This window comes from Halomonas sp. GXIMD04776, from assembly GCF_049808615.1.
Taxonomy (GTDB): domain Bacteria; phylum Pseudomonadota; class Gammaproteobacteria; order Pseudomonadales; family Halomonadaceae; genus Modicisalibacter.
Genome location: NZ_JBNCAN010000010.1, coordinates 96,420 through 122,515, shown reverse-complemented (window position 1 = coordinate 122,515; position 26,096 = coordinate 96,420). Strand labels below are relative to the sequence as shown.

21 protein-coding genes are annotated in these 26,096 nt (G+C 58.4%); 9 read left to right on the top strand and 12 right to left on the bottom strand.

Features of this window, described 5'->3' with window-relative positions; all coding sequences use genetic code 11:
• Nucleotides 1-71: 71 nt before the first annotated feature.
• Genes ACPF7Z_RS08900 through ACPF7Z_RS08885 form a run of 4 tightly spaced genes read left to right on the top strand, consistent with a single transcriptional unit; the run spans nt 72 to nt 6,674 of the window.
• The gene (locus ACPF7Z_RS08900; protein ID WP_366073277.1) at nt 72-527 is read left to right on the top strand and encodes a metal-dependent hydrolase; all 456 of its coding nucleotides are present in this window, start codon (nt 72-74) and stop codon (nt 525-527) included.
• Nucleotides 524-1,546, top strand: coding sequence for a conjugal transfer protein TraF (gene traF / locus ACPF7Z_RS08895; protein WP_425192888.1), 1,023 nt, complete (start codon nt 524-526; stop codon nt 1,544-1,546). Before ACPF7Z_RS08900 ends, traF begins: the two co-directional genes overlap by 4 nt.
• Nucleotides 1,546-3,108, top strand: coding sequence for a conjugal transfer protein TraH (locus ACPF7Z_RS08890; protein WP_425192887.1), 1,563 nt, complete (start codon nt 1,546-1,548; stop codon nt 3,106-3,108). Before traF ends, ACPF7Z_RS08890 begins: the two co-directional genes overlap by 1 nt.
• Nucleotides 3,108-6,674, top strand: coding sequence for a conjugal transfer protein TraG N-terminal domain-containing protein (locus ACPF7Z_RS08885; protein ID WP_425192886.1), 3,567 nt, complete (start codon nt 3,108-3,110; stop codon nt 6,672-6,674). Before ACPF7Z_RS08890 ends, ACPF7Z_RS08885 begins: the two co-directional genes overlap by 1 nt.
• Before the next feature lie 31 nt (nt 6,675-6,705).
• Here the strand turns inward: ACPF7Z_RS08885 and ACPF7Z_RS08880 are convergent, their stop codons facing one another.
• The 9 genes from ACPF7Z_RS08880 to ACPF7Z_RS08840 all read right to left on the bottom strand — a co-directional run bounded on the left by ACPF7Z_RS08880 (nt 6,706) and on the right by ACPF7Z_RS08840 (nt 16,800).
• Entirely contained in the window at nt 6,706-7,050 is a 345-nt protein-coding gene (locus ACPF7Z_RS08880; protein WP_425192885.1) for a hypothetical protein, read from the bottom strand.
• Nucleotides 7,051-7,390: 340 nt separating this feature from the next.
• The gene (locus ACPF7Z_RS08875) at nt 7,391-8,911 is read right to left on the bottom strand and encodes a type IV secretory system conjugative DNA transfer family protein (protein ID WP_228219489.1); all 1,521 of its coding nucleotides are present in this window, start codon (nt 8,909-8,911) and stop codon (nt 7,391-7,393) included.
• 146 nt (nt 8,912-9,057) lie between these two features.
• Nucleotides 9,058-9,474, bottom strand: coding sequence for a hypothetical protein (locus ACPF7Z_RS08870; RefSeq protein ID WP_074211788.1), 417 nt, complete (start codon nt 9,472-9,474; stop codon nt 9,058-9,060).
• Nucleotides 9,475-10,048: 574 nt separating this feature from the next.
• Nucleotides 10,049-12,274 carry a hypothetical protein gene (locus ACPF7Z_RS08865; RefSeq protein ID WP_425192884.1) on the bottom strand — a complete coding sequence of 742 codons (2,226 nt, stop codon included), beginning with the start codon at nt 12,272-12,274 and terminating at the stop codon, nt 10,049-10,051.
• On the bottom strand, nt 12,274-13,596 hold the full coding sequence (locus tag ACPF7Z_RS08860; RefSeq protein WP_425192883.1) for a hypothetical protein: 1,323 nt from the start codon (nt 13,594-13,596) through the stop codon (nt 12,274-12,276). Before ACPF7Z_RS08860 ends, ACPF7Z_RS08865 begins: the two co-directional genes overlap by 1 nt.
• A gap of 1 nt (nt 13,597) precedes the next feature.
• A complete protein-coding gene (locus tag ACPF7Z_RS08855; RefSeq protein WP_425192882.1) occupies nt 13,598-14,356 on the bottom strand; it encodes a type-F conjugative transfer system pilin assembly protein TrbC in 759 nt (252 codons plus the stop codon).
• A gap of 200 nt (nt 14,357-14,556) precedes the next feature.
• The gene (locus tag ACPF7Z_RS08850) at nt 14,557-15,564 is read right to left on the bottom strand and encodes a TraU family protein (RefSeq protein ID WP_425192881.1); all 1,008 of its coding nucleotides are present in this window, start codon (nt 15,562-15,564) and stop codon (nt 14,557-14,559) included.
• On the bottom strand, nt 15,561-16,247 hold the full coding sequence (locus tag ACPF7Z_RS08845; protein WP_022524163.1) for a hypothetical protein: 687 nt from the start codon (nt 16,245-16,247) through the stop codon (nt 15,561-15,563). Before ACPF7Z_RS08845 ends, ACPF7Z_RS08850 begins: the two co-directional genes overlap by 4 nt.
• Nucleotides 16,225-16,800, bottom strand: a complete 576-nt coding sequence (locus ACPF7Z_RS08840; RefSeq protein ID WP_425192880.1) for a hypothetical protein — start codon at nt 16,798-16,800, stop codon at nt 16,225-16,227. Before ACPF7Z_RS08840 ends, ACPF7Z_RS08845 begins: the two co-directional genes overlap by 23 nt.
• On the opposite strand from ACPF7Z_RS08840, the gene ACPF7Z_RS08835 reads away from it, so the two are divergent.
• On the top strand, nt 16,799-17,341 hold the full coding sequence (locus ACPF7Z_RS08835) for a hypothetical protein (RefSeq protein WP_425192879.1): 543 nt from the start codon (nt 16,799-16,801) through the stop codon (nt 17,339-17,341). The genes ACPF7Z_RS08840 and ACPF7Z_RS08835 overlap by 2 nt on opposite strands.
• Here the strand turns inward: ACPF7Z_RS08835 and ACPF7Z_RS08830 are convergent.
• A complete protein-coding gene (locus ACPF7Z_RS08830; protein WP_425192878.1) occupies nt 17,338-17,691 on the bottom strand; it encodes a DUF2274 domain-containing protein in 354 nt (117 codons plus the stop codon). The genes ACPF7Z_RS08835 and ACPF7Z_RS08830 overlap by 4 nt on opposite strands.
• Before the next feature lie 140 nt (nt 17,692-17,831).
• Between ACPF7Z_RS08830 and ACPF7Z_RS08825 the strand changes: the two genes are divergently transcribed.
• Nucleotides 17,832-18,449: a helix-turn-helix domain-containing protein gene (locus ACPF7Z_RS08825; RefSeq protein ID WP_425192877.1), complete on the top strand. Its 618-nt coding sequence runs from the start codon at nt 17,832-17,834 to the stop codon at nt 18,447-18,449.
• A gap of 1,473 nt (nt 18,450-19,922) precedes the next feature.
• On the opposite strand, the gene ACPF7Z_RS08820 is transcribed toward ACPF7Z_RS08825, so the two are convergent.
• Nucleotides 19,923-20,459, bottom strand: coding sequence for a hypothetical protein (locus tag ACPF7Z_RS08820; RefSeq protein WP_074211784.1), 537 nt, complete (start codon nt 20,457-20,459; stop codon nt 19,923-19,925).
• A 185-nt stretch (nt 20,460-20,644) separates the two neighbouring features.
• Nucleotides 20,645-22,999: a DNA topoisomerase gene (locus ACPF7Z_RS08815; protein ID WP_425192876.1), complete on the bottom strand. Its 2,355-nt coding sequence runs from the start codon at nt 22,997-22,999 to the stop codon at nt 20,645-20,647.
• A 460-nt stretch (nt 23,000-23,459) separates the two neighbouring features.
• Here ACPF7Z_RS08815 and ACPF7Z_RS08810 point away from each other — a divergent pair, with 460 nt between their 5' ends.
• Genes ACPF7Z_RS08810 through ACPF7Z_RS08800 form a run of 3 tightly spaced genes read left to right on the top strand, consistent with a single transcriptional unit; the run spans nt 23,460 to nt 26,096 of the window.
• Nucleotides 23,460-25,625: an ATP-dependent RecD-like DNA helicase gene (locus ACPF7Z_RS08810; protein ID WP_425192875.1), complete on the top strand. Its 2,166-nt coding sequence runs from the start codon at nt 23,460-23,462 to the stop codon at nt 25,623-25,625.
• Nucleotides 25,606-25,878, top strand: a complete 273-nt coding sequence (locus ACPF7Z_RS08805; RefSeq protein ID WP_425192874.1) for an Rmf/CrpP family protein — start codon at nt 25,606-25,608, stop codon at nt 25,876-25,878. The genes ACPF7Z_RS08810 and ACPF7Z_RS08805 overlap by 20 nt, the downstream gene beginning before the upstream one ends.
• Nucleotides 25,878-26,096 (top strand): hypothetical protein, encoded by a 219-nt coding sequence (locus tag ACPF7Z_RS08800; RefSeq protein ID WP_425192873.1) that lies wholly within the window; start codon nt 25,878-25,880, stop codon nt 26,094-26,096. The genes ACPF7Z_RS08805 and ACPF7Z_RS08800 overlap by 1 nt, the downstream gene beginning before the upstream one ends.

Below are 26,096 nucleotides of genomic sequence, written 5' to 3'. Positions count from 1 at the left end.
GATTCATAGCCCCCTTTCCTTCGTGGAATCGGGGCTTTCTCGCGTGCTTTGAATTGACCCTAGGAGGCCCTGTGACCGGCAACGCGCACCGGCTTTTTGGTTTGGCGTTTGGCGTGACCGCTGGAGCGGCAATCACGCCCCTGTATGGAGGGGGGCCGGCGCTTGCGGTGGCGGCGCTGGCGCTGCCCGGCTCAACCGCGCCGGACTGGATGGAAATCCGGGTCGGGCCGACCACGCTGATCCCACATAGGACCGTGACGCATTGGCTCCTCCCTTGGGCAGGGGGAGCGGTTGCTGCGTGGTTGTGGCTTGCAGAAACCCCTCTCCTGGCCGCGGCTCTCCTGGGGTTCGTCATCGGCGGTCTCTCGCATATCGCGGGGGATGCAGGAACCCCATCCGGGGTGCCCGTTTGGCACCCCGCTAAGCGTCACTCCTTGAATCTATGGGATGGCGGCACTTCGGAATTCTGGCCCGTGCTTGCCGCATGGGTACTTGCGGCAATTTCAATTCGGAGCTTCGTGCTATGAAACACCTACTGGCTGGCCATGTGCTGGCCCCCTTGTTCTTGGCGCTGCTGGCGCTGTCACCGGCCACGGAGGCGCAATCCGAGGCCGGCTCGAATCGTGCCTGCCTGGATTCCAGCAACCCCAAGGAGTGCGGCTGGTTCTGGGGCCACCTGGATGACGAGGAAGAAGAGAAGGAGGAAGAGCAGGAAAAACCTCCAGAGGTGATCGCTGAGCCTCGTGAGGAGACGAGCGAGGAGGAACGTGACTGTACCGACCCTGACGAGTGGGAGCCGTCATGCGGCTTCGTGGACCCTCAGGGGAGCTTCGACTTCCAGGCCAAGCAGCGTGACATGCTGCTGAATCAAGCCGTGATGAGGCCCAACAACCCAGAGACCGTGGAGCGGTTTCAGCGGTATATGCGCTGGGCGGTCGACCAGGCCATCACGATGTCTCGCATGTGGGAGTGGAACCAGATTCAGAACCAGGATCTGAACCCGCTGGTTCATAGCCCGGTGTCGTCCTTTGGACTGCGAGCGGCGTCTCGCGCTCAGGACGGCAAGCGGAACGCCGTCATGGAAGAGATTAACGACCAAGGTGGGTTCTTGGTCTGGTTTACCCGTTCAACCTGCCAGTTCTGCCATGACATGCAGCCGGTGATGAAGCAGCTCGGCCGGCGAACGGGGCTCACCATCTATAACGCCCCCCTCGACAACGTGTGCATGTCGGACTTCACCGAGACCTGCGATACCACAGGGCGATCAGTCGAGGCAGCTGGCCACCTGGCCATCGAGGCAGTCCCGGATCTATGGCTTCACCTCCCCCAGGATGACCTGTGGTTCCGCGTATCCAGTGGCGTAGAGGCAGCCCAGCGCATCACATCACGCATTGAGGTTTTCTTTGGCGCCATTCAGCGAGCAGCAGAGAAAGGCCTGAACGCCGTTAGTGACGGTGCTGGTCCGGCTGTCGATTTCAGCGTCCCCGACATGCTTGAACGGTCGTCCGGTGGTCTGGGCGCCGGCATTCCCCAAGGAGTTGAGTGATGATTCACCGCAAGAAGATAGCAACCTTGGTGGCGACCTCCGTACTCACGGGAATGTCGCTCACCGCTACGATCGGACAGGCCGAGGCGAGCGCCCTGAATGATGCGTTCGATAGGCTTTCAAGTGCTGGCGGTGGTTTCAGCAGCAGCACGAGTGCCACAGCATTTGAAACTCGCACGAGACATGGATACTCCGCGGGCGGCATGACAATGCGCTTCTCGCAGAACCGTTACTCGCTGGTGAACCTCGATCCGCCGAGGCTCGAGGTCGGTTGTAACGGTATTGACGCCCATTTTGGCGGCTTCTCGTACATTGATAGCGAGCAGATCCAGCAAATGCTGGAACAGATCGCCCAAGGGGTTGTTGCCCTCTCCTTCCAGCTCGCTCTCAAGCAGCTCTGCCCTATATGCGGCGATGTCTTGGAGTTTGCTCAGCGCATGGCTCAGGCCGCCGCAAAGCTGTCCCAGGATAGCTGTGAGGCGGCTCAGGCCATCGTAGATGGCTTCCCTGACTACACCGATGAACTGAGCAACCTCTGGTGCAGCTCGGTCGGCATGTTTGAAGGGGTGGAGAGCGACTGGCTGGCTGCCCAGCAGGACACCTGTGACACAAGCGGTGATGCGGGCGGTGAAATTTATGATCACCTGGAAGCAAATGAAGGCGATAAAGCCCTAGCGATGGATATTAACGGTAACCGTACTTGGCTCGGACTTCAGGAGGCGGGAATCGCTCCGGGCAAGGACGGCATTAACAACATGGGAGCAGAAAATAAAATATTTGCTGAGCTGTTGATGAGCTGGATTGGCACGGAAGTAAGAAACAAGAACAAAGATGGTGAAACTAATACGTATGCGCCAACCATAGAGACTGGTAGCGCAATGCTTGATGTCTTCCTTTGTGGCAGCGAACGGGCATCACCCTCGCAAATACAATACGCAGAGTTTATTAACGATTTCTGCGAGGACAAGGTATGGCAAGAGGGTAGCTCAGGCCAAAAGATGGAGATATACACTTGCCGCAACAGCGATCTTAGGAATTGCTGGTCACCTCAGAGGACGAAAGTGGAAGACATGTCCCTTGGGCAGGGGTTCCTCACTACGGTTGTGACGGAACTCGAGGGCGCAGTAGAGAATGTGGCCTCAGGTACTCCACTTTCCTCATCTCAAAAGGCGATCATCGCCGCGGCGCCGTTCCCCTTGTATCAGGCTGTCAATGTGGCTGCTACCTATCCTGAGATTGCCTACGACCTCGTTGTAGGTAATTCAATGATCTTGAGTTACATGATCTCCATTGAGTACATCCGCCATGCTGTTCAGGCCACGGCTAAAACTACCACTGTTTCCCAGCTGCCAGCTGACGTTCTCAAGGAGTTTAGGGATGCACAGAATGAGCTTGTGGCCCTTACCTCTGAGAAGGCACAGCAAATCAACCTGATGGCCGAGACTCAGGAAAATATCATGGCTCAAGTTGACCGTATCAATCGGTCAACGCTTCGCAACCTTCATGCCATGGGGCTCTCAGGCATGAACTTCGCCCGCGACATGGCACGGGAGGTGAACTGATGAGGTGGCTAGGAATAGGCCTTGCGGTTGTCGCTTTGGCCCTGCCGGGGGTGGCAATCGCCGAAACCATGACCCCGGGCGGTGGTGCCGATACCTGGACCTTCTATGGTTACGGTAATGGCTATGCCCTCGCTCAGATCCTCGAGGCGATCAAGCGAATGACGGACCCGGCATCTAACCCTGGGTTTCGTAACCTGACGCTTGTGCTGGCCATGGCTGGCTTCCTGGCGATGTGCTTCACCGGCATTCTTGCTGGCACATTGCAGAAGATTGCCATGTACTTCGCGGGTATGTTGCTGACGGTGTACATGCTTTTCAGCTTGAAAGTTGACATTTTCGTTGAAGATATGGTGTGGGATGGCACTGGAGCACCGCAGTTTACTCAGCGCATCGAAGGCGTCCCCGCTGCAATAGGCCTGCCTGCTGTGGTCATTTCAGAGATTGGGATGTGGGCGACAAGCAGCATTGAATCAAATTTTACAACGCCGAACTTCGCAAGCCTTAGGCTCTCTGAAGGTGCTCCAGTCGGCATGGCCGCCAGCATGCTGAATGACATGAAGAACATTCGCCTTACCGATCCCTATCTGCGGTCTAGTATTCAGAGCTTTTTGAACGACTGCGCCCTTCCCAATATCTTCAATGGGAGTATTTCGCCGGTCACCCTCATCACGTCCCAGAACGCCTGGAGTATCCTCGGCTCTAACTTGAACCCTGCTGTTTACACAGTGGTATATGACTCTTCAGACCCGAATGGTGGCATGGAGGCCTGTGACACGGCTTACACCAAGATCGATAACCGCTTGCAGACCGCAGCACCTTCACTACTGAACGGTATGGGGGAATCATCTCCCTTCTGGCTTCAGCAGGCCGCGGGCTCTACCGCGCTCTCTCAGGCTGCCCTGGAAGACTCCTTCCGCTGGGCTTCCGGTGGTAGCGTCGTCCAAGACGCGACCGGGCTTGCCACCCAGGCGGCGATCGCCGAAATGTACTCGGGCACTTACGAGTACGCGGCGATGGCGACCGGATCTAGCGAGCTAATCTCTGCCCTCAATATTGAGCAGGCTCGAAGGGCTCAGCAATCTGGCTGGTACAGCACCGCGATCTTGTTCCGTGACATGGCGGGCTATTTCTTTGCCATCTTGCAGGCATTTGTCATTGGCCTGGCTCCAATCGTGTTTGCTGCCATCTTGGTGCCTGGACTCGGCCGCAAGATGGGCACCTCTTACGCCCAGGTCATGACGTGGCTCATTATGTGGTGGCCGGGTCTCGCGATCGTCAACTACATCATGATGCTGTATTTCCAGGGCCAAACAACTGGCTATCTGGCCGATGGTCTCACCATGGCCAACATGGGAGCCGTCAGCGAAATGTCCGACAAGATGGTGATGGCCTCGGGCTTCATGTCGACCCTAGTGCCAGCCATCATGTGGGGCTTGGTATCCGGTAGCGGCTATGCCTTCACGTCTGTCCTGGACAGGGCTTCTGGATCTCAGCACGCGGCAGCTGCTGCTGGCAGTATCTCTTCTGGCGCAGCTACAGCCGGTCAGGTGAGCATGAACAACGCGAGCATGAATGCCCACCAAACTTCTCACCGCTATAGCTCTGGTAATGAGGTTTCCGCTCACCATGTTGGTGTTGGTGCCTCCCAGGTGACCAATATGAGTGGCCAGGACATGAACGTGGGCCTTCGCCCTGCTGACTTCAGGGAAAGCCTGTCGGCTTCCCAAAGCTACTCTGAAGCGACTCAGAGAACCCAAGAGACTAGAGAGGCGCTTACACAGCAGGCGCAGAGTATGATGACGGATACCTTCCGAGGTGCTGCCCAGTATGCGGAAGACCAAGGTTATATCCGGGATGGTAGTGTGGACTGGTCTCAAGTTAGTCAGGACACGCAGGGCCAACGCTATCTTGAGGAGCTTGGTGCAGTCCATACCTTGCTGCAAAACGCTGGGGTGTCTGAGAGAGAAATATCGGAAGCAACCAATCGTGCAGCCACAACGAGTGCTATCGAGGGTGGCGTTCGTCTTAATGCTAACGCAAGTATTGCGGGAGCCTTTACATCGGGTGTTTCGGGTTATGCCCAAGGATCTATTCGGGGTGAATCAGGTAATAGCTTTAGCGACACAGAGCAGCAAACTCGAGAAGAAGGTAGCACTGTTTCTCAGACGGATAGTGGAAGACTCACTTTCGGTGAAGATGGCACACTTTCGGTGACAGGTTCAGATGGTGAGCGTTACTCTGTCAAATACAATGATGCAGAGGCCAGACAAGTCCTTGAAAGCCATGCCGGTGAGGATCGAGCCTCAATGCTTTATGCTGCATCGAGCGACTATCAAGAGGCAGTGCAGGCTCAGCAGAAGGCACATGAAGAGCTGACTGCAAGCCAGTCGGGATCTTTGCCAACTCCTGCGAACCCGCGTACCGTTTCTGACATGCAGACTGACATGATCAATCTGCAAGATCGTGTCGAACATAGAATGAATGAAGATCAGGCTGAAATTGATGCTCAAGGTGCCGATGCTGCTGTAGTCGTTGGTGCTAACACGGCTGATGTAGGTGCAAGAGCGGGTGATGCTGCGGAGACCACTGCTCCTATCAGAGAGCGGGGTGTCCGTGATCTTTCTGTCGATGTCGGATCGCAACTTGACAGCATACAGGCGGCCTCTCAAGCACCAGTGGAGAGGCCTGACTATTATCAAGTAATTGACGTGGGAGATTCATTATCAGTCGTTGATAGAAGAGACATAGCAGCTGCTGATCAGGCCAATGCTGATGCCCTTATTACAGGGGGTGAAAGAACGAACATTCAGGTGGGTAATGATACCTTTATCCCTATGTTCTACAACCAAGATGAGAGCGGACAAGCTCAAACGGTCTATGCTGTTGAGCGTGAAGGAGGCCATGCTTATTACCAGTACGGTGGAGATGGAACTTTTGAGCCGGCCAACGTAGCGCACCCTCCCACTCAGGAGCAGATTGATCAGCAAACCCAAACAGGCCCTACTGCCCAAGCAACAGAGGCCCGCCTGAATAGGTGGCAGCGTCCTGAGGATCAACCTGATTCTGAATCGGGGTCAGGCAGCGAGCAGCCTGAAGGCCCGGGGGGAGAGCAGCAATCAACTGCTACTCCAGGCGTTGCTCCTGGGCCTCAGGGTGGTCAACAGGTTCCTAGCCCCGGCCAGGAACCAGCCGCAACGCCTCAGGGCGGCCAGGCGCCCCAGCCGGGTGCCGTCCCACAGCCAGGTGACGCGCCCCAGCCGCCCGCCTACGGTGCCGATGCCGGCCAGCAGCCGGGTGCAGCCCCACAGCCGGGAGACGCGCCCCAGCCGCCCGCCTACGGTGCCGATGCCGGCCAGCAGCCGGGTGCAGCCCCGCAGAGTGGCGGAGAGCCTTGGGATTCGTCTGGACAGGCGCAGGAAACACCTGAGCCAAGAAGTGGCTGGTCGGGTAATAATAATGGTGGTTCAAACTCGAATGGTGAGCCACCAGCGTCTGCTCAACAGCAAGAACAACACCCTGGCCAAGAAGAGGAAGTTGATCCAAGAGAAAATATGCAGTCCCGGTAATGCAAAAGCCCCCGCTCAGCGGGGGCTTTTTTTAGGCGTTGCGAATTAGTCGCTTGTACCTTCTCAAGAAAGCTAATTGCAAGGCAACAAAAGCAATGTATGTACCCCAGATATAAGGATGGGTTTGCTCAACAACACCACCCTGGCTGTTGGAGGTGAAATTGAGCAAGAAGAAAAACCCTAAGATATTGATACCATAGATAAAGTAGACACAAAATTTTGCCCGCCACCTAAATGCTCGTACAACGTCCTCTTCATCGGCACCGACGAGATGGTGAAGCTCATTAGCAATGAAAGAGCCACTTTCCTGTGCAGCAGCATTGCGACGAGCATTGAGCGCCCGTTGGCGTTTTGCATTTCGCTTATTCTTTGCCATAAATCACCCCCGAGCGTTTGGTCATTATTTATGGTTCATTGAAGTATACGGTACGACGTTTTCAATGTCAAACTATAAGCTATTTTCTTATCTTGTCAGCGGGGTCAAAATAGCTGCGGGAATGTGAGAGGTGGCTAATAAGATCAAGGTGAGCATGGATGATCGTTTTGATAAGCCAAAGCATGTAGCCAGCAGCAAACTTTACGACTTCCACGATTCCCTTTGACAGTATATCCATTATCGGGCGGAAAACCTCTTTGACGCCTGGTAGTACGCCTAAAAGGAACATGGCGAATATTGCGATAGTCCCCCAGAATACAATAGTTATCATCTTTGCACCTCAAGCTACTTCAGTGAGAAATTCATTAAGCCGATCCTCAAAATTGAGTGGCTGCTTGTTCGCTGGGATCTTTTTATTGTGCTTGACGGCCTTGAAGGATGGTATTTTCTTTGGGTAGTTAATCATTGGGGTTCTGAGGTGGTACATGCGCGCTCCCATCATCATTACCGCATGACCCATATCCATGGCTCTTAACTGGTCGGGCGTGACACGAAACTCCTCGATTTCACGCCAGCTTTCCCCCATGCCACCGCCGTCTGACATGCTTGACTGAGGCGTTGTGCGAAGATACTGGGCGCTTTCACCTTGATTGGCCGAAACGGACACCGATCGCTGGAACCGTTTTGTTTTGCCGAGAATTTCAGCCGCCTCCTCCGGGCTATCCTTCGAGCCAAATTTGAAGAATATCTTGTTCCAGGTGTTTTGGATCACAATGTCAGCAAAGTCAGGAGAGACACGGTTCAACTGGCTGAACGACTGAAATGCTGGTATGAGGGCGATGTTTGCCGAACGGGCTTGCTCAAAGAGCCTGCCTACGCCCTCCATAACATAGGCACCCATCTCATCGAGCAGAGCAATGAAATGTTCTGGCCGTTCTCCTTTAGGAAGATCCTGTATATGGGCAACGGCAGATCGTATGTCCGATACAATCATCTTGCCGAGATTCAGAGCAGCGGTGTCCTTCCCCATTGTTGGCAACGAAACATAAAGCATGTGCCCTTTGCGGATGATCTCTGTAAGGACGATCTCGGGTGCATACACGTTAAATACTTTCCCGAATTTCCCTTGTGCAAAGAGCGCAATGCGGCCTGCCATGCCTCCCAGCGTCTGCTTCATGCGGTTGAGGTCAATCTTCGTCCCTTCCTTGGTACGGGTGCGGAATTGATCCAGGAAGATCGAGAGGGCTCGCCTTTCAGAGCCCTGGGGTGTCATCCGTTCGAGGTTTTCAAGCGCCTTATCCGATTGTAGTAGGATGGAAAGATCACCGAAGTGGTAGAGCTGGCCGGAGGCTTGCAAGGCTGCGATGATGACAGTCAAGGCGTGGTTGGCCGACTGTCGGTAGTGATCCGCGCCAGGGTTGTTTTCGGCGGAAGGGATCAAATTCATGAGGCGGGAGGCTACCTCATCTGGATCTCCATGAAGGACGGGGTTGTAGGTATTAGCATTGTCAGGGTCGGAGACATCGATGATATAGAGTTCATCCTCTCGCCCGGTCACTTTGGCCATGTAGGCGAGGTGGTCACGAGTATCGCGATCGATCTTCGCATCGATGAATAGCCAGCCCCCACCTCTTGCTGTCTGCTGCCACAGGATGTACTCACCAATGGTCGTTTTACCCACGCCGGATTGCCCCACGATCGCCGTGTGACGTTTCCCGAGGTTGTCTGGCATGTTGACTCTGGTGTTCTTATCGGTTGTCAGGCCAATGTGCAGGCCACTACCTTTGTCATCAATCGGTTCGTCAGACGGAAGAACAAACCCTTCACGCGAATCTTCATCGATCCTCTCAAGGGTCGCCATGGCTTGGCTCCAGGTGAGCTGGGCCATGCCAATAGTGCCCAGGAGCCCCGCAGGCCACACAGGCAGCGCTCCGGCTGCCCAGGGGGTGGCTGTGGCCACCCCAGCTGCGATCGCAGTGAGAGCCAGTGCATCCCTCCTCCCGGCAATCATGGGCAATCCTCCAAAATCACATCATCAGCCTTGAAGATCCCGGCTGCCCATGAGGCAGGAGCAATATGGCTCTTTGAATCCGGTAGCGGGGCTTGGTGACAGCGGATCGTTGGTGTCGCTGAGGGATCGGTACTATGAAGGCTGATCAGGTGCCCTGGGTAGGCAGCGAAAACAAGCACCCCAATATGGCCATGGGGCAGCTCGTGAGGGGGTTGGCCACCAAGGTTCTCGAACCATGCCGTCTGCCACTCAACCGCATCATAGGTAATGATCGATTTATTCGCTATTCCTCCAGAGTCAGGGCCACCATAAAGACGATTGCTTTCCCCTTCCGGCTGTTGGGCGTATGTACTTGCTGAAATAAGCAACGCTATGAATGCCGTCATAGATGCTGAATCTCTTAGGCTCATCATTTGCTGTTCCTGTCATAGTATCCGCTTGGAAGTTTGTCTCGACTGCCAGCCCCACCCACGCTTGGTAGCATAGTGTTTGGTAGGACGCGCCCTCCAGGAACGAGAGAGTCAAGAAAGGTATTCCACATGCTGTATTGGAATCTTTCGGTGTAGGCATCTCCAGATGTTGTGACAAAGGTTATTCGGCCTGTGTAAACTACGCTCCCATTAGGCGTTATAGAGCCTTCTTTTGTTCGATGCCCGTAGGTATGAAACGCAGGCGTCCCAGGCGTCACAGTAGTGATAGAGGAGCCATCGCCCCAGTCTACAACTGCCTTCTCGACTTGCCGAACATTCCGCCCGCCATGTTCAAATGAGGTATATGTCACAGCTATATCTAGCTTGGTTTCCAGACCAACATATCCGTTGTTTGGGGTAAATCGGAATGGTTTTTGGCCAGCATTCTGGACGACCTCCTTGGATGAAGCACTGCCTGAAGCCAAGGCATTAGCTTGATCAGTTATTCTGTCTATCGGGCTCCCGTAGGAGCCCGTAGAAGCTAGAGCCAAGCCAAAGCAGGTAATAACTCGCTTGGTTAGTTTGCCCATGTCTGATTGAACTCCGCTTTAGCTTTTTCAGACAAAGTTTCGACATATTCAGAGAAATCCATGTCGCCAAGGTCTAGCGCAAGGAATTCGTCAATGGTGAATCCTGAGCAGTCTGGTTTGTACTGGCGGTCGTAGGTTGTAGATGCCTCGGCCACACAGCTTCCCAGAACCTCGAGCATGCACGGTTCATACTTCTTCTCCGAGTAGGTATACCAAGGCTTTGCCGTCAAATTCACCTCCACGGTAGCTCGGAATTCACACTCACTGTCAGTGCAACCCCCCGTGAGTGTGACAGGCGGCGTGCTATTGACATAGTTGTTCATGTCGCTGATGTTGTTACTAATATCTACCTCTGTCCATCCTGAGTTATACCGACATTGGTAAGATGACCCAATGCACATGCGAAGTCCTCGAGTTGGACTGTCTGTGCCGAGCGGATTTGTATACGCCTCAAAATGGACATTGTTGTGCGCCCATGAAAATTCACCCCATCCTGTATTCGGAAAGTTGATGGGCCATTTCATATCAATGGGCACACGCATTTGCCCTCCAGCCCCTGCCTTCCAGGCATGAACATCGTATTCGCAAGAACCATCATCGAAGCAGCCACCTTCCACTACTGAATAGCGGTTGATCGCACGAACGTGGTGGTCCTCAGCTGCTAGGCGATGTGTCTCCCAGCCTGGGCTGAAGCCATATACAGGATGGTCGGGTGGGCTCCCGCATGTGTCCTCTGAGCAGACTGCTGCATATATGTCTGGGCTTGATGGACAGTCATAGCCAGCCAGCATGGAGTTGGTATAACCCTCTTCAGTTGAACACTCTTCCTTCCATTTCCAGAACCTCACGCGGTTCCCGTTCACATTCAGCTCGTTTGTCCATCCTCCCGAGGACTGGTAGAAAGGGAAGCGTGCAGTTTTTGTCTCAGCACCCCCTGCATTTTGAGCTGCAAGCTGTGCTAGTTGCTCTCGCCCTTGCTCCTGAATTATTCGTGCCAGCATGGAATCAAATTCACACCAGCGCTGATATTCATCCACCTGGGTTTGAGTATTCGCCAGAGACCAAGGCCTAGTCCAGTGTGAACATATTTGCTTCGCATACGCCATATCCCCCTTGGCAGGGGCGTTGTAGACATAGTTTGCAATCGTGCAAAGCGTGTTATTTGTCGGAACAAACCCAGGCGTTACCTGGACAGCTCTTTTGGCCATCCTGGCTGCTGCCAGCTCAACATCCTCAAGGTCGCAGTAATCCGCGCCGACACCTGTGGCCATGGAGATGAAGGAGCTAGTGAGTACGACATCCTCAGGATCATCCTGACAACATTCCATGTGCTCGATAGCATTGAGAATATCAGCAGCCGCAGTGCCTGCTAGAACTGCGCCCAATGGGCCACCGTAAAAAGTAGCAAGCGCGGTTCCAACCGTTGCATTGAATTCCATCATGCGACGGAAATCACTTGTAATAGCTTTGCACTCACGCTTGAAGCCGGAAAAGATGCGCATGTTGTCATCCAAGCCGCCTTCCGCCGCAATCATGTCCATAACACCAGCTGCGGCTATAGCATCTGAGAAAGCACCCTCATCATCGCTTACCTCAGGCATCACCTCGTAGGAGCTGGGATCACACTTTCCTTCCTCGCGGCAGGAGTATGTCTGCTCTTGTCTGACGCAGAGGCCATCTTGCTCCTTTGTGCATTCGTACTCGGTAATGCTGCAATTCGGGTCATTGTTGCACCGCGGAGTTTCACCTATATAGCACCGCTTCCTGACTCGTTGACCGATCACATTACCAGAATCATCTAGTATATCTTCGCTACTTATGTCAGGTCCGCACCCGTAAGAGGTGTCAGCATTACAGGTCGATTCACTTTTCTGCCACTCCTCCTTCCAGCTGTCAGGCAATATATTTGAGTATTGTGTGAAGGTTCCTGGGTATGTCTCGTCAAAGGTATTGACCAGCTCCCATTCATCACTGTTGTTCAGTGCGTCAAGGTTGCAGCTATTGCTATAGGGGTCTCCGTAGCACATATACGTGACAGAGTATCGCCAACAGGTCCGATGCACTGTATGGCCGTTAATCTGGCGAGGTGCATTGTCTACACACACCTCCCCTGCCCGATAACATTCCGCATAGTCATTGAGATTTTGTGCGCTTGCATTACCAGTGACAATCACCATAGCCATTAGCGCGAGCGCTCTGATCGCGTACAGCATCAGTTTGTCTCCGGTCGACGTTGCTCAAAGGCATCACAATTTTCAGTCACGGTGTCCTGAAAAATCGGCGCCGCTTCGTCATAGTTATATTTCTTTGTGCTATCACTTGGGGTCCGCCGATAGTGAATGGTGCAGCGTCCATTGCTACACGTTTGCCTTATGTAATATCCAGACGGGGCACCTGGCATCAGCTCTGGGTGGTGCCACCCCAAGACACGAGAGTATTCAAATCGGAAGGATGACCGCCAGCCGTTTCCGTTCTGATTAAACTGGTAGACGAGACAGTTGAATGGGTGGTGACAAGCCTGGCAAACGAATCTCCGATACAGATGGGAGTAAGGCCGCCATTGGTAAACAACCTGTCCAGGCGTACAGGCCTCACTACCGACTTGCTGAACTTGAAGTTTACGCTCACAAGTAAACTGCGCCGTCTCACGCTGTACGTCGCACGTTTTTGATTCCGGCTCACAAGTTACGAGTCGAGTAGGGATGTCGACGGTACAGGTCTCTGTTGTGATCCGATCTGGCTCACACTGTCCCCCTCCGTCGATGTCAAGGAAGTCAATCGTTCTAGGGTCTTCAGGATCACATGAAACTGGAATATCGCCTTCGCTGAACAGCTGGTTGATCTGTCCCCCCAGACACTTTGAGCGGTCCTCTGCATACTGACTGCCCTGATCGAATGTCGGATTGTCCCGGACATCCGCGATGGTGTTGGAAGGGTGATTGGGATCTTGATCGACTCGATCATTCCCTTGTTGCCGCATGTTATTGCCGCCCCAGGCATCGCCGTGGAGCTGGTGCATCGTCATCACACAGGAGGCTCCAGCGCATTCAGCCTCGACTCGGTATGCGCCGTAGAGATCGCCGCCGCTGAACGCAGCCTCCCCCCCTAGCGGGACTTCTCGGGTCTGTGTATAGCGATCGTCGCTGCACCGGATGCCTTGCGTCAGGGCATCACAAACGGCGACTCGCAGCCTCTGCAAGTCACCGTCATCGGATTGCTGACACTCTTCGATATTGACCCGGATACCACCCGCCGTCAGTCGAGCGCCGTCACGGCAACGGAAATTTCGCTGTTGCTGTTGCTTGACCTGTAGCCCAACCTCGCCCCCCAGCTCTCCCGAGGTCTTGGTGTCTTTCAGGCCTAGTGCTGAAGTGGCCGACTGGAAACTCTTGCCCGGGTCGAAGTCTTTTGCCCAGGCGCCCCCTGCGCTCATGCCCGATTCACTCGGCCCTGCTATCGCGCTAGTGCTCAATGGCACGAGGGCCGCCATGGCGACCCCCGTGAAGAGCTGTTTCAGATGAACGCCCTTCGGCATGCTATTCCTCCCAGAGATGGTCAGTGTTCTGTCCCTTCGGCCCCACGGCTGGCCCCATTGGCGTGTCGTAAACTTCACGATCTGAGCCTTCGTACCGCTCCTTGAGGCGTTCCGCGTTGCGCTCAGCTAGGTCATCGGTGAGTGATTCCCACCGCTCTGAGCCGATACCTGGCTGCTCGGACGCGCTGAGTGCCCCTTCGCCCTTCAAGGCATCGATGTAAACGGCTGCATTGCTGGCCCCGCGGTCTTGGAACTCCTCTAGGGCATATAGGGCCGTCACTGACCCTTCGACCTTCCAGTAGGTGTCTGGGGCCGCCTCCGGGCAGGCTTTGTAGTCGAATGTCTGGCCATTGATCTCCCCTGTCCTGGGCTCTGCGGTTTGGCAAACCCCCATCGGGTCTTCTTTTGCGAGCACGATGGTTGGCACGCTGTCGACCGCATAGGTGTCAAACAGACGGGGATCTATCTGGATCGGTGCAGTCATCCCGCCTGGACGCAGCACCTTCAGCAGCCGCTCCATGGTGAATTGCCTGAGGTCCATCCCTGGCTCTACCCCCCGGAGCACCAGCTCACCACCGGCCCGAGCGGCATCGAGGGCATAGCCGCGGATCATGCTTTCTGGCATTGAGAACGAGATGAAAAAATACAGGCGGTCTTGTTCACCCAACCCCAGCGAGCCGCGCAAGGCCTCCCATTCGGCTGCCATCTCTGGGTCAGCAATCCCGCCTGTCTGGCCGGGTTTGCGGATGTTGTCCACCATGGCAGCCCCTGCGGCCTCCCCCGCAGCGTTGGCGCTACCTGCCCCCATGGCTTCGAGAACTCGCTCTGCGCTTCCCTGGCCAGGGAAAGGAAGTTGGGCTGCGCTCTCGCCTTGAAGAGCCGAGAACGCGCTGTGAGCGGCTTCCTCGGGTGTCTTTTGCCCGAGGGCTGTTGAGCTGGTGAGAACCAGTGCAAGGAGTGTCAGAGAGCGCAGCATTGCTTACCTACCCAGATCAGGAATGCGGAATCGGTACGGACGGCTGTGTTGGCGGGCGGCATCATCCCCCACCGAAATTCGGACATGCCCAGAACAGCGGTTTGGTTACTCGCGACCGGCGCAACCGGGTCGATCCTGTACTGGCTACGGATCATGTTCGGCAGATAGACCGATTGGCACTCGGCCCATGGCCCGATGGTGGAAAGCAAACCAGCCATCCGGGTCTTCCGCTGCATGTACTTTCCGAGGACATGCAGGTTGCCCCCCTGAGGAGAGCTGTGTGTCGGGCTGGAGCCGGTCAGCGGGTATAGGACGCCTTGCGATCCCTGGCACCAGAACATCATGTCCAGAGGTCGGCCGGCTGCTGAGGCAACGGCGTCTGGCATGCACGAAAGAGCGCCAACCGGGTTAGCGAACAAAGCGGACTCAGGAAAGGCGATCGAGGTCCAGGTGTCGTCCTGCCAGGTGGGGTCTACCTCGGTTAGGTCCGCCAGGTTGAACCCAGAGGTGTTCATGCACCCGAGCGAACTCATCATGTTGAGCGCGCTGAACAGGGGGTAGATATACCAATGAACCTGCATCCTGGTGACGGAGCCGTGGTCACGGCCGGAGCCATACTTCTGGTTCGAGGTTTGCTCGTCATACCCCTCGAGCACTTGCACCCCGCCCAAGGTCGACATGCAACCGGGAGTGCGTGCCACCTCAGCAAGGAAGGTGGGTTCCCAGTACGTCATCCCAATCCCAGGGACATCCACACCGTAGGGGCCAGGGCACATGCAGATAGGGTCCATGTGCATCAAGGGCGGGTTTGAACCACCTCCCATGGATATGCCCGCCACCGTCACCGGAAACATGTTGTTCCAGTTAGGGTCGTTGATCGGGTTGAACACCTCACCCTGGCAAGCGGCTGAGCCTGTCAGAGGGGAGGCAGTAGCGAAGCTGGCCGCGGCCAGGGATAGGGCAGCCAGGCCGGAAAGGACCATTCGTTTCATGGCAGGTGGGCCTCCAGGGTCTCGACATCGTAGGGGTAGGCAAAATGCGTCACTTCGATGGCGTCGGGACGGCTATCTCGCACGCCTGCCAGTGATGGCGTGTGAGTGATGCCCAAACGGTCGAAATGCCATTCCTCGGCGAAGTAGACGGCACGCCCCAGGTCAGCAGCCAAATCGCCGGGATCGCCCGCGGTCACAATGACGGTCAAGTTGACCGGATGACGCTTCTTCAGCTCCACGGCCAATTCGCGCTGCCTGTCCACCCGGAGGTCGACAACGAGGAGCCAGTTTTGCGGGCGCACCTTGTCCAGGGGATTAACCTTGGTGCCTGCCTCGTAGATGGTGCCCCACTGGTAAGTGCCGTCCGGTTGCCGCTTCAGCGCTTCGATGTCTTCTTGAAGGGTGTAGGAGGGGTCTACGAAATGGGTTTCGGTATGCTCGGCGACGGGCACATACCAGTCAGGGATGTCGTTGGTGTGTGTCTGGGCCTGCCCCGCCAGGTGCTCATGGACCGAATCCCAGTCGACGCCATGAGCCTCAGCCACGATCGCCAGACGCATATCTGGCTCGCCGATTTCCCAGGTAGGCCCGAGGGTTCCGAGGTCCTGGTCAGCTGCCAGGGCGGTACTTGAGAGCGCTACCGTGAGCGCTGCAATTTTACTATACTGTACTACGATTTCCATTTTTCAGCCGTTCCAATCTGCGGTAGACACTGCGCTCGGTCATGTCAGCCGCCGCAGCGATTTCGGCAGCCGACAGGCCTTCACAGTGAAGGGAAAGCAGGTTCTCGTTGGACAGCCCTGAGCGAGCTGAGCGTTTCGGAAGGTCGATGAGGTGGGCTGAGGCAGTGGACGTGGGCTCAATCTCCACGGAGGCCTCAGTGTCGATCTCGTCGTTGAATTCCTGGGTAAAGCCAGGGATCTGCTCAGCCATCAGATCGTACTGCTCAGCACGGGGCTCACTGTCCGCCTGACCCGCCTTATGGACTGTGACGGGGAGAACGGTATGCCGGCGCCAGGTGCTAATGGCCAGGAAGGCGGCTTCGCCCGCGTATTTCATGATGGCATCATGGGAATAGCTGGCGTCGTACTCCCGCCCAAGCCAGGCAAGGTAAATTTCCTGGCGCATGTCGTCCTGCCATTGCCGCGGTATGTGCAGACGGGAGGCAGTCCACCCGACCAATCGCTGCATTTCGGATGGCGGTTGTTTCGACAAGTATTCAAAGAGGTTAGCCATGCGAGACACGCTCCTGAACGACCTGATCAATACGCTTGAAAGGCATGGCTGCGAGATCAAAGTGAGCATCCCCACGACCCGTGGGCGTGCTGAGCGCAGCTCGACGGATAGCGACCTGGGCCGGCGCATCAACACTTTGCGTGACGAGTACGGCATGACCCTGGCCAAGATCGCCGAGCTGCTGACCTCGAAGCTCAACAGCAAGATTTCCGTGGCATCCGTCAATGCCTGGACTGGTGGCGTAACCCCTCGGAAAGTCCCCTACGAGCGAGTGCAGGGCGCCCTCGAGGAGATCATGGAAGAACATGAGGCAATCGAGGGCGGCGCATGGGTCGCCGCTGATGAGGTCAAGGCAACGGTGGATCGCTGGATGGAAGTGATGACCCCACGACAAATCGCCGTAGCCGCCGACGAGGCCGTGACCTCGATCCGTAGCTGGCATACGGGCAACCATCGGGTGCTGCGTACCAAGTGGAACCGTGTGGTCCCTCTGGTCGAGCAAATGCGTGAGGTCATCCAGATGCGGCATGGTGAAACCTAGCGCCCCATGCCCTGTTTTGGCTGACCGTGCTTGCGGTCTTCCTCGCTTGTGGTGTGATTTCTCTCACCCCCACCATCACGAGGCTCGCCGGCCGGGGCCTCACCCCCCTGGCCTTGCTGCTTGGCCTCTTGCTTCTCCTTCCGCTCCTGGTCCTTCAGAAACCGCTTGAACTCGCGGTCCCTGTCCATGACGTTCCTCAGCATTAGGTCGACCAGATCACTGGTCGAAACCTTCTCGCCGAAGGTGAGCTGGTACAGCTCACGGTATTGATCCAGCCGATTGATCGTGGATTCAGGCAGTTGGGCCTGAATCTGCTTTTTGGGGTCGTGCTCTACGCGGCCAATGAGCATTTCGGTCTCCTGGGTTATCATGACGACGAAGCAATCTTGCAGCTACGCTGACTGCTGCGGATAGCCCGGGACCGTTAGAAAACGTTATCTGGTATAGTTACATGTGAGTGGCGTCGAATTCCGGCGTATGGGAGAGAGCATTGGATCACGACAATGAAAACGACGACCTGAAGAAGGTCATTGAGGCCGGAAAGCGCAAGCCAGGCCCCGGCCCGAAGGGTGGGCAGAAGGGAAAGCCTAAGGGGCCGCGGAGTGACTATCTGCAAATCGAGCCAGACGCCCCAGGCTACAAGCTGGTTCAAATCATCTTTGAGCGGGTGGTAAGTGAAGGGATCTCTATCACTGAGCTGGCCGAGAGACTTGGCATAGCACCCTCCACGTTGAGCCACCTGAAAACAGGCCGGCGCCAGGCCACCACCCTGGGCCGGGATGTGTTAGAGCGATTCGCGGAGTGGCTGAACTATCCCGTGCTGGCTGTCATGATCCTGGCCGAGCAGGTTCGTTTGGAGGACTTCTACTCGCCTCAGAATGACCTGGATCGCGCAATCGACAGGGCGCTTCATTTCATGGCTGATGATCCTGAGTGGGGCGGCATGATGCCCAAGGATCTCGATGGGGCCTCAACCCACATGAAGCTATGGAGCGTCTGGATGTACGAGCGAGCCACCAAGACTCGGCTGATCACGGGTGGCGTTGACTACCTGGACCTGTTGAAGGCCATGGAAGATTTTAGGGCTGAGTACCCCTCGAGCAGCTAGGCGAATCCCCTTACCAAGGTCAGGGGGCGCCTGAACGGCGTGCCGACTGGCTTCAGTAGACAGCCTATGAGCCCCGGCCCTGGATTGGCCAGTACGGGAATCGATCCCCGTTCCCATGACTTGACTATGATTACGGGAATCGAACGGGTTAGACGCATCTTGCCGACTGACTGAGATAGAGCATTCCGTTGGTGCTCTCATGACAACCGCTCCTGTAATGCTCTTCATGGTGCTCTCGTAAAGCTATATCAGGGCACATATTTGGGCATAATTAGTTGGCATATCAGCACTTTTTCAGCGTTCCTAGTAATGCTCGATCGCTGCTTATACTGAATGCTCGAGACCCTTTCCACATACAACGAAAAGCACATGGGCCGCTCCGCGGCCTGGGTACGAGGCAAGCCTCGAAATGCCTAGCCCTGGTGGTTTCCTATCCTGCAATTTCGCCCGCATGGACTTCGTTCTGTGACGGCTGCAAAGCTGCGCTGTGGTGACGACGCTTGGGCACTGCCGCTTGCAATACGAAAAGCACATGGGCCGCTCCGCGGCCTGAATACGAGGCGGGCCTCGAAATGCCTAGCCTTGCTCGATCTCAAACCCAGAATTCGCCCCAAAGCCACTTCGTTTTAACTGGCCCTGGCTGCTGTCGCTCACGCACCGGAAGCGCCAGCCGCAGGCACTGTGGCATGGCTTCCCCACACCCCGAATGGCACACACTCATCGTGGCTGCTCACGCACCGGAAGCGCCAGCCGCAGGCACTGTGGCATGGCTTCCCCACACCCCGAATGGCACACACTCATCGTGGCTGCTCACGCACCGGAAGCGCCAGCCGCAGGCACTGTGGCATGGCTTCCCCACACCCCGAATGGCACACACTTATCGTGGCTGCTCACGCGCCGAAAGCGCCAGCCGCAGGCACTGTGGCAACGCCTCACCACACCCCGAACGGCACACACTCGCCGTGGCTGCTCACGCACCGGAAGCGCCAGCCGCAGGCACGGTGGCAATGCCTCACCACACCCCGAACGGCACACACTCGCCGTGGTCGCTCACGCACCGAAAGCGCCAGCCGAAGGCACGGTGGCAACGCTCCCCCACACCCCGAACGGCACACACTCGCCGTGGCTGCTCACGCACCGAAGGCGCCAGCCGCAGGCACGGTGGTAACGCTTCCCCACACCCCGACAGGCACACACTCCCCGTGGTCTCGCACGCGCCGATAAGTCGTTCGCACTGTCGTCACCTCTGCCCGTTGGGGATGCCCTCCCGCAGTACGCTCGTACCCCCTAAGGATGCAGCCTGGCGATCGCACACCCATGTCGCCTGTAGTGCTGGTATAAGCCATACCGGCAAGCGCTCTATGGGGCGCTCTGGCGGTGTCCTATCACTCTATGTGCCAGCCACAAAAAAGGCTCCGCGAGATACCCCGGGAGCCTGTTTGCCGCTTGTCAGCGATACCGTATGAGGGTGCTCTACTCACCCTCCCCTGTGTGCTGAAACCCTAGGTCAGGACGTGTGCTGCGAGCTGCACCGATGGCCTTGTTGATGCGCTTCAGGTGATCGATAAAACGGGCTCTACGCTCGATCAGCGCCTGTGCTTCAGCAATCAGTTCGCGGGCCTCGTCTGGGATGCTTTTCGAGCGTGCAGCGGTGCCTGGGCGAGACAGTCGAACGGCAATCCACTTGGAGGCGGACTGGCGGTTATTCTTCTGCTTGTCCATCCACTTCACCCACACCGGATGCGGGCACCCAAGGCACCCGTACCCGCAGCGGTTGAGGTCCATCAGAACGGCGCCGTGTGAACGCGGCTGAGCGTCACGCAACCGCTCATGGAGTTCTACTAGCTGGCGGTTGTACTCCCCCATGATGGCCGTGATGTCATGACTCAGGGCGCCTACCATCTGGGCGGACTCGTCCAGGTAGGTTTGCCTGTCTACCGTGCGTCTATAACGCGACTTGCGCTGTGTCGGGGAAGCCCCCTCAGTGTTGCTGGATACGCTATCGGTCATGCGTCATTCCTGTGTCACCTACCATGTCCATAGCTGGTGCCATCCCCCCAGTGAGAGAGAGTCCAAGCTGTGTTCTTTCGCCCCCTTCCTTGGCGAGGGTAAGGGCCTATTCGAGTGGCATGCAGGTGGTCGATCTGGTGTGTCTATCCCCGCCCAGGGGGTGCCCGGGCGGGCCTCGTGCGCGGCTACCGCGGGTGCTCGCTCAGGAACAGCCGGCACTCCTTGATGCAGGTGCGGGCGGCCTCGGGAATCTTGACCCCGTAGCGCTTGGCGGCGGCTTCAGCGGCGGCCAGCATCTTGGGGGTCGGCTCCCCGTTCTGGAGGTGCTTGTCGATGAACGCTTTGCACTCCCTGAAGGAGGTCAGCTCACCATTCAAGGTGACGCCGTTCTCGTCCGCCAGCCGCATCGCCAACGCCTTCATCTTGTCGGTGGGTGGGGGCGTCTGCTGCATCACTTCATCCAGGAATGCGCGGCAGGTGTCGAAGCTGTGCTCAATGCCTTCAGGCAGCTCCAGATCACGCGAAGCAGCGATCTTCCGGGCAGCGGCAATCATGTTCTCGGTCGGTGCGTTGGTGGCCTCACGAACGGCCTCGGGGGCGTTGTCCATGGTCTCGATAACCTCGTTGATGCGGGTGGTGATGAAGTCGCGTTGCTGAGTGATAAAGGTGTCGCGCAGCCGCTTGGCCTCGGCATCGCTGGAGGCGTTCTGGATCGCGTCGAGTTCGCGCTCCCAGGCGGCCGTCACGCGGACATCGGAGAGCATGCGCGGGGTGTTATCGATGAAGGCGCGGCCTCGGGGAGTGGACACGATCAGCTGCTGCTTACCCTTGCGCTGAGTGGCGATGTACTCGCGATCGAAGAGCGTCTGAATCACCGTGTCGCGGGTGGCCGGGGTGCCGATCCCCTCGGCCTTCTTGAGAGCCGCAGCATCCTCGCCTTCAACCTGTCGTCCAGCGTTGAGCATGGCGCTCAGCAGGGTGTCCAGCGTGAAGTGCTTGGGAGGCTCCGTGCGGGCCTCGTGAAGCCTCACGGCCTCGATGGGTAGGCTGGCGCCGGATACCAGCGGGGGGAGATCCTTCTGCGCTTTCGGCGCCTGGAACGCGGTCATCCAGCCCGGGTCAACGACGCGCTTGAAGGTGCCGGCGAACAGCGCTGGCTGGCGCTCCAGCACGTCTTCCACATCGACGCTGGCGCTGACCTTCAGAGACTCCACCGTGGCCGGTGGAAGCAGCGCTTGGATGAACTGCTGGGCACACGCCAGGTAGACCTTTCGCTCGGCGTCTGAGCGTGCCGACAGGTCCGGCGTATTGTGCGTGGGGATGATCCCGTGGTGGTTCATCGGTTTGTCGGTGAAGCACCGTGGGCGCGGCACATCGGCCCCTTCCAGGCAGTGCCGTCGACCCGCCAGGCGTGCTGGCGCCATGAGCCCGTCATCGGCCTTGGCAGCGCCGCCCAGGATCGCCAGCAGGTCATCCCGGTTGTAGAGGCTGGCGGGCAGCTCTCCGTGCTCTGTCCGGGGGTAGGTCAGGTAGCCATCGCTACGCATGGCGTCGGCCGCCTTGAGGGTCTGCGTGGCCGTCATCCCGTGCTGTTTGGACATGTCCCGCTGGAGCGCGGTGAGGCTGTAGGGAAGCGGCGGGTGCTTGGCGGTTTGCTTGGTGTCCGCGGCCAGAATGTCGGCCGTGTCGGCGCCCTCGAGGCGTTGTGTGAAGGCCTCCATGGCGTCCCGGTCCAGGAACAGCGGCTTGCCATCGTCCTGGAGCTTGATGCCGCTGGCGCCAGCAGGCGGATCGACCGGGGCATAGCTCAATTCGCCACCGCCCAGGGTGATCTTCGCCTGGTAGTGGTCGACCGGGACGAAGCCCTCAATCGTGCGATCGCGCTCGACCACCAGCCCCAGGGTAGCGGACTGCACACGGCCGGCAGAAACGACGCCGGCCTTGCCCTTCCCCTTGCCCAGATCCTTGCCCATGAGCCCGATGCGGGCGGACGCGGTGTAGGCCCGAACGAGGTACTGCCAGAACCCATCGGCGTTGGCGCGGGCCTGCTGGGCTCGCCAGTAGGAGATGGTCTCCCCACCTTCCCGGAGGCGCTTGGCCGCGGCCTGCACGTCTGACGCTTCCATGGAGCCGGTGAGCCACATGCGCTTCACCGTGCCCCGGTATTTCGCGTGTTGCAGAACCTCGTAGCCGATCGCCTCCCCCTCACGGTCGGGGTCGGTCGCCAGCCACACCTCACTGGCCTGGGAGAGGGCCTTCTTCAGGTTGCCCAGGTACTTCTTCCCCCGGTCTGTCGGGGTCTGCGGAAAAGCGGTAGGCAGCGGCAGCAGGCTGCGTGGATCACGCCAGTTGGCCTCAGGGCTCACAACGGCAGGCTCGACCGGCGCCAGCAGGTGGCCAGCCGCCCATACCAGCGTCAGGGAGACTCCATTCCAGGTGCCGGTATAGGAAGATCCGTTGCGTGTCAGCCCCAGGGCAGGGGCTATCTTGTCTGCCTGATCCGAGTGCTTCTCACACAGAATGAGTGCTCGTGATGTCATCCTGTTGGTTGTCCTTCGGTAGGGATTGTCGAGCGGAATATCGCCCCGCTCGGAAGCATGCCGACAATACGATGTCTTCCATTCCCTGGGTGTGTTGCATTCCTATAAATCGTCGTCTAGTATAGCAACACATAGGCAGGGGAAACAGAGAAACCCCTGCCGACCGAATTACGCGGAGTGCGCCCGTGGCTCCTCTCTCTCCCCTGACGCGGCTTTGGGGATGCGCATCAGCCGCCTGGTCGTCCCGGTCACCGGGGCTACCGGAGAGCCCACTGAGCAGCCCTGATCCGGCTTCTCTCTCTCACACCGCTTAGTGGGCTCCCCCGTAGTAGAACCAGCGCTTCAGTCGGGCGTGTCCCGGGCGTGCTAATAGGCCGCGCCGCTCTGCCAGAGCCTATTGACTCCCACCCTGCATTTGCCCGGCTCTCCCCAGCCGGGCTTTTTTTTGTGAGGTAGCACCATGGACAACCTGGAGCAGTTGAGCGGAGTGGTTGCCGATGTCCGTTTCGTGGGCGAGGAGGGATTCCAGATCCTGACCGTGCGCGATGAGGCGGAACGCGAGGTGACCCTGGTGGTGGTGTGCCAGCCGCTCAATGAAGGGGAGTCGGTAGAGGCTCATGGCGCCTGGACGACCCATCCCCGCTTCGGGCAGCAGTTCAAGGCCGAGAGGCTGGTGACCCAGGTGCCCCAGGAGTCGAAGGCCCTGGGCGCCTACCTGGCCAGCGGCAAGGTGGCCGGTGTTGGCCCGACCTTCGCCAAGCGGCTGGTCGCGCACTTCGGTGACGGCCTGCGGGATGTCCTGGGCGACGAGAAAGCCCTGCGAGCGGTGCCCGGTATCGGCAAGAAGAAGGCCGCACGGATCGCCGGCAGCTGGAACGAGTATGAGGAAGCTCGGGAAGCCCTGATCTTCCTCCAGGGGCACGGCCTCGGCGCCTCGCGGGCCATGTCGGTATTCCGCCAGCTGGGCCAGGACACCATCGCGAAGGTGTCGGCCAACCCCTACCGGACCTTGCTCAAGACTCGCGGCATCGGGTTCCGCATCGCCGACACCATGGCGCGGTCGATGGGGTTCGAGCTGACGCACCGGGATCGCATCATCGCCGGCCTGCGTCATGTCGTGGATGCCCGCTCAGCCTCGGGCCACACATTGGCAACCTCGGGGGAGTTGGCCTCGGAAGGCGCGAAGCTCCTCGAGGTGGATGTGGCACGCACGACCTCGGTGGTTGAGCTGCTGCTGGCGCACGAGAAGCTGGAGCAGGTGGAAGGTGGGCTGGTGGGATTGCCGGCGCTGATCAATGCAGAGCGCACGATCGCCGCTGCCCTGCTGGCGCGAGCGGTCCCCTGGGAGGACAGCGGGCTGGCCAGTGTCGATGGCGAGCTATCCGATGGGCGCGTGCTCAGCGACGAGCAGCGTGAAGCCCTGGTGACCTGTCTGGCCTATGGCGTGGCGGTACTCACGGGCGGCCCGGGGGTCGGCAAGACCACGGTGACCGAGGTGCTGGCGCAGACCCTGGATGACAGTCGCTATGAGCTGGCGCTGTGTGCGCCGACTGGGCGAGCCGCACGCCGGATGAGCGAGGCGACCGGGCGACCCGCGACGACCATTCACCGGCTGCTGGGGGCTGGCGCCAACGGCTTCGAGTTCAATGCGGACAACCCGATCGAGGCGGACGTGGTGATCATCGATGAGGCCTCGATGGTGGACGTGCAGCTGTTCCGCGCCCTCGTCGTCGCCCTACCCGACCACTGCCGGCTCTACATCATCGGTGACCAAGATCAGCTGGCCTCGGTTGGCCCGGGGAACGTCCTGCGGGATGTGATCGCCTCGGGGCGAGTGCCTGTCGCCCGGTTGCAGCAGATCCGCCGCCAGGGGGAAGGCTCCCAGATCATCGTCCAGGCGCACGCCGTCAATCAGGGACACCCGCCCCAGTCTGTCCCGGGTAGCGACTTCGAGATTGTCGCGGTGCCCGAGGGCAGTGACCCGGAGCTGGTCCTTCAGGAGGCGTTCCGCGTGGCCACGACCGACATGCTGGCGCACGGCTTCGACACCCTGCATGAGGTGCAGGTGTTGACCCCCATGCACGGTGGCCCGGTCGGCACCCGATCGCTCAATGACGCACTGCGGGCCTACCACATCCCCGGCGACCGGGGCTCGGTGACGATCAACGGCCGGCGCTGGGCGGCCGGCGACAAGATCGTGCAGACCGAGAACGACTACAACCGGGAGGTCTTCAATGGCGACCTCGGGTTCGTGGTGGCGGCGGACCCGGAGGAAAAGACGGTGCTGGCGCGGTTCGAGGACCGGGAAGTGCTGTTCACCAGCGATGCCCTCGGCAAGTTGCAGCTCGCCTACGCCATGACTGGCCACAAGGCCCAGGGGTCGGAGTTCCCCGCCGTGGTGATCCCGCTGGCGCGATCGCACTGGCACATGCTCGAGCGGCAGTGGCTGTACACCAGCATCACCCGCGGGAAGCGCCGCGTGGTGCTCGTGGGCCACCCCTCGGCCATCGAGCGAGCGGCCCGGCACGTCACCGGGCGGCGGCGGCTGACCTCCCTGCCGCTGTGGCTGCGCCAGCCCACCCCCGCAATAGATGAAGGAGAGCCGCATGGCCAACCGAGCGCTTGATGGCGCCGAGAGGAAGGGACGGGAGGCACGCGACCGTGGCGACCCCCGCCACGCCTGCCCCTACAACGACTACCGGAAGGACTGCGGCCGACTGACCTTTTCGCGGGCCTTCCGCAATGCCTGGCTGCACGGCTGGGAAGGCAGAGATCGCGAGCTGGCGCATGCGCGTTTTGGCACAGAACGTGGCGGCCGTCTTTCCGCCCCAGATGAGGGAGCCACCGCGGGACAGCCCCGAGCCAAGGGAGGTGGATGATGCTGAAGGCGCCTGTGGTGGACCGCTTCTTGAGAGGCACGGCTGTCTTCGGTGTGTTCGTCGCCAAGCTGAATATTGCCGGTGGCGTGGCCTGGCTGTTGCTCTCCGAGTTCGATCGAAGCGCCGTGTCCTTCGCGACCGGGCTCATCCTGTGGCCCTTCGCGGCTTGGGCGCGAGATGCGGTCGATGAGGCCAGCCGGCGAGACGGGGAGCAATAG

Bases quoted from the DNA above. Each gene is read 5' to 3' on its own strand.
- ACPF7Z_RS08850 (WP_425192881.1), bottom strand. From the start codon at position 15,564: ATGAAACGAATGGTCCTTTCCGGCCTGGCTGCCCTATCCCTGGCCGCG.
- ACPF7Z_RS08875 (WP_228219489.1), bottom strand. From the start codon at position 8,911: ATGGCGACCCTTGAGAGGATCGATGAAGATTCGCGTGAAGGGTTTGTT.
- ACPF7Z_RS08810 (WP_425192875.1), top strand. From the start codon at position 23,460: ATGGACAACCTGGAGCAGTTGAGCGGAGTGGTTGCCGATGTCCGTTTC.
- ACPF7Z_RS08865 (WP_425192884.1), bottom strand. From the start codon at position 12,274: ATGCTGTACGCGATCAGAGCGCTCGCGCTAATGGCTATGGTGATTGTC.
- ACPF7Z_RS08815 (WP_425192876.1), bottom strand. From the start codon at position 22,999: ATGACATCACGAGCACTCATTCTGTGTGAGAAGCACTCGGATCAGGCA.
- traF (WP_425192888.1), top strand. From the start codon at position 524: ATGAAACACCTACTGGCTGGCCATGTGCTGGCCCCCTTGTTCTTGGCG.
- ACPF7Z_RS08855 (WP_425192882.1), bottom strand. From the start codon at position 14,356: ATGGTGGACAACATCCGCAAACCCGGCCAGACAGGCGGGATTGCTGAC.
- ACPF7Z_RS08890 (WP_425192887.1), top strand. From the start codon at position 1,546: ATGATTCACCGCAAGAAGATAGCAACCTTGGTGGCGACCTCCGTACTC.
- ACPF7Z_RS08830 (WP_425192878.1), bottom strand. From the start codon at position 17,691: ATGCTCATTGGCCGCGTAGAGCACGACCCCAAAAAGCAGATTCAGGCC.
- ACPF7Z_RS08860 (WP_425192883.1), bottom strand. From the start codon at position 13,596: ATGCCGAAGGGCGTTCATCTGAAACAGCTCTTCACGGGGGTCGCCATG.
- ACPF7Z_RS08820 (WP_074211784.1), bottom strand. From the start codon at position 20,459: ATGACCGATAGCGTATCCAGCAACACTGAGGGGGCTTCCCCGACACAG.
- ACPF7Z_RS08845 (WP_022524163.1), bottom strand. From the start codon at position 16,247: ATGGAAATCGTAGTACAGTATAGTAAAATTGCAGCGCTCACGGTAGCG.
- ACPF7Z_RS08840 (WP_425192880.1), bottom strand. From the start codon at position 16,800: ATGGCTAACCTCTTTGAATACTTGTCGAAACAACCGCCATCCGAAATG.
- ACPF7Z_RS08880 (WP_425192885.1), bottom strand. From the start codon at position 7,050: ATGGCAAAGAATAAGCGAAATGCAAAACGCCAACGGGCGCTCAATGCT.
- ACPF7Z_RS08835 (WP_425192879.1), top strand. From the start codon at position 16,799: ATGCGAGACACGCTCCTGAACGACCTGATCAATACGCTTGAAAGGCAT.
- ACPF7Z_RS08885 (WP_425192886.1), top strand. From the start codon at position 3,108: ATGAGGTGGCTAGGAATAGGCCTTGCGGTTGTCGCTTTGGCCCTGCCG.
- ACPF7Z_RS08805 (WP_425192874.1), top strand. From the start codon at position 25,606: ATGGCCAACCGAGCGCTTGATGGCGCCGAGAGGAAGGGACGGGAGGCA.
- ACPF7Z_RS08870 (WP_074211788.1), bottom strand. From the start codon at position 9,474: ATGATGAGCCTAAGAGATTCAGCATCTATGACGGCATTCATAGCGTTG.
- ACPF7Z_RS08800 (WP_425192873.1), top strand. From the start codon at position 25,878: ATGCTGAAGGCGCCTGTGGTGGACCGCTTCTTGAGAGGCACGGCTGTC.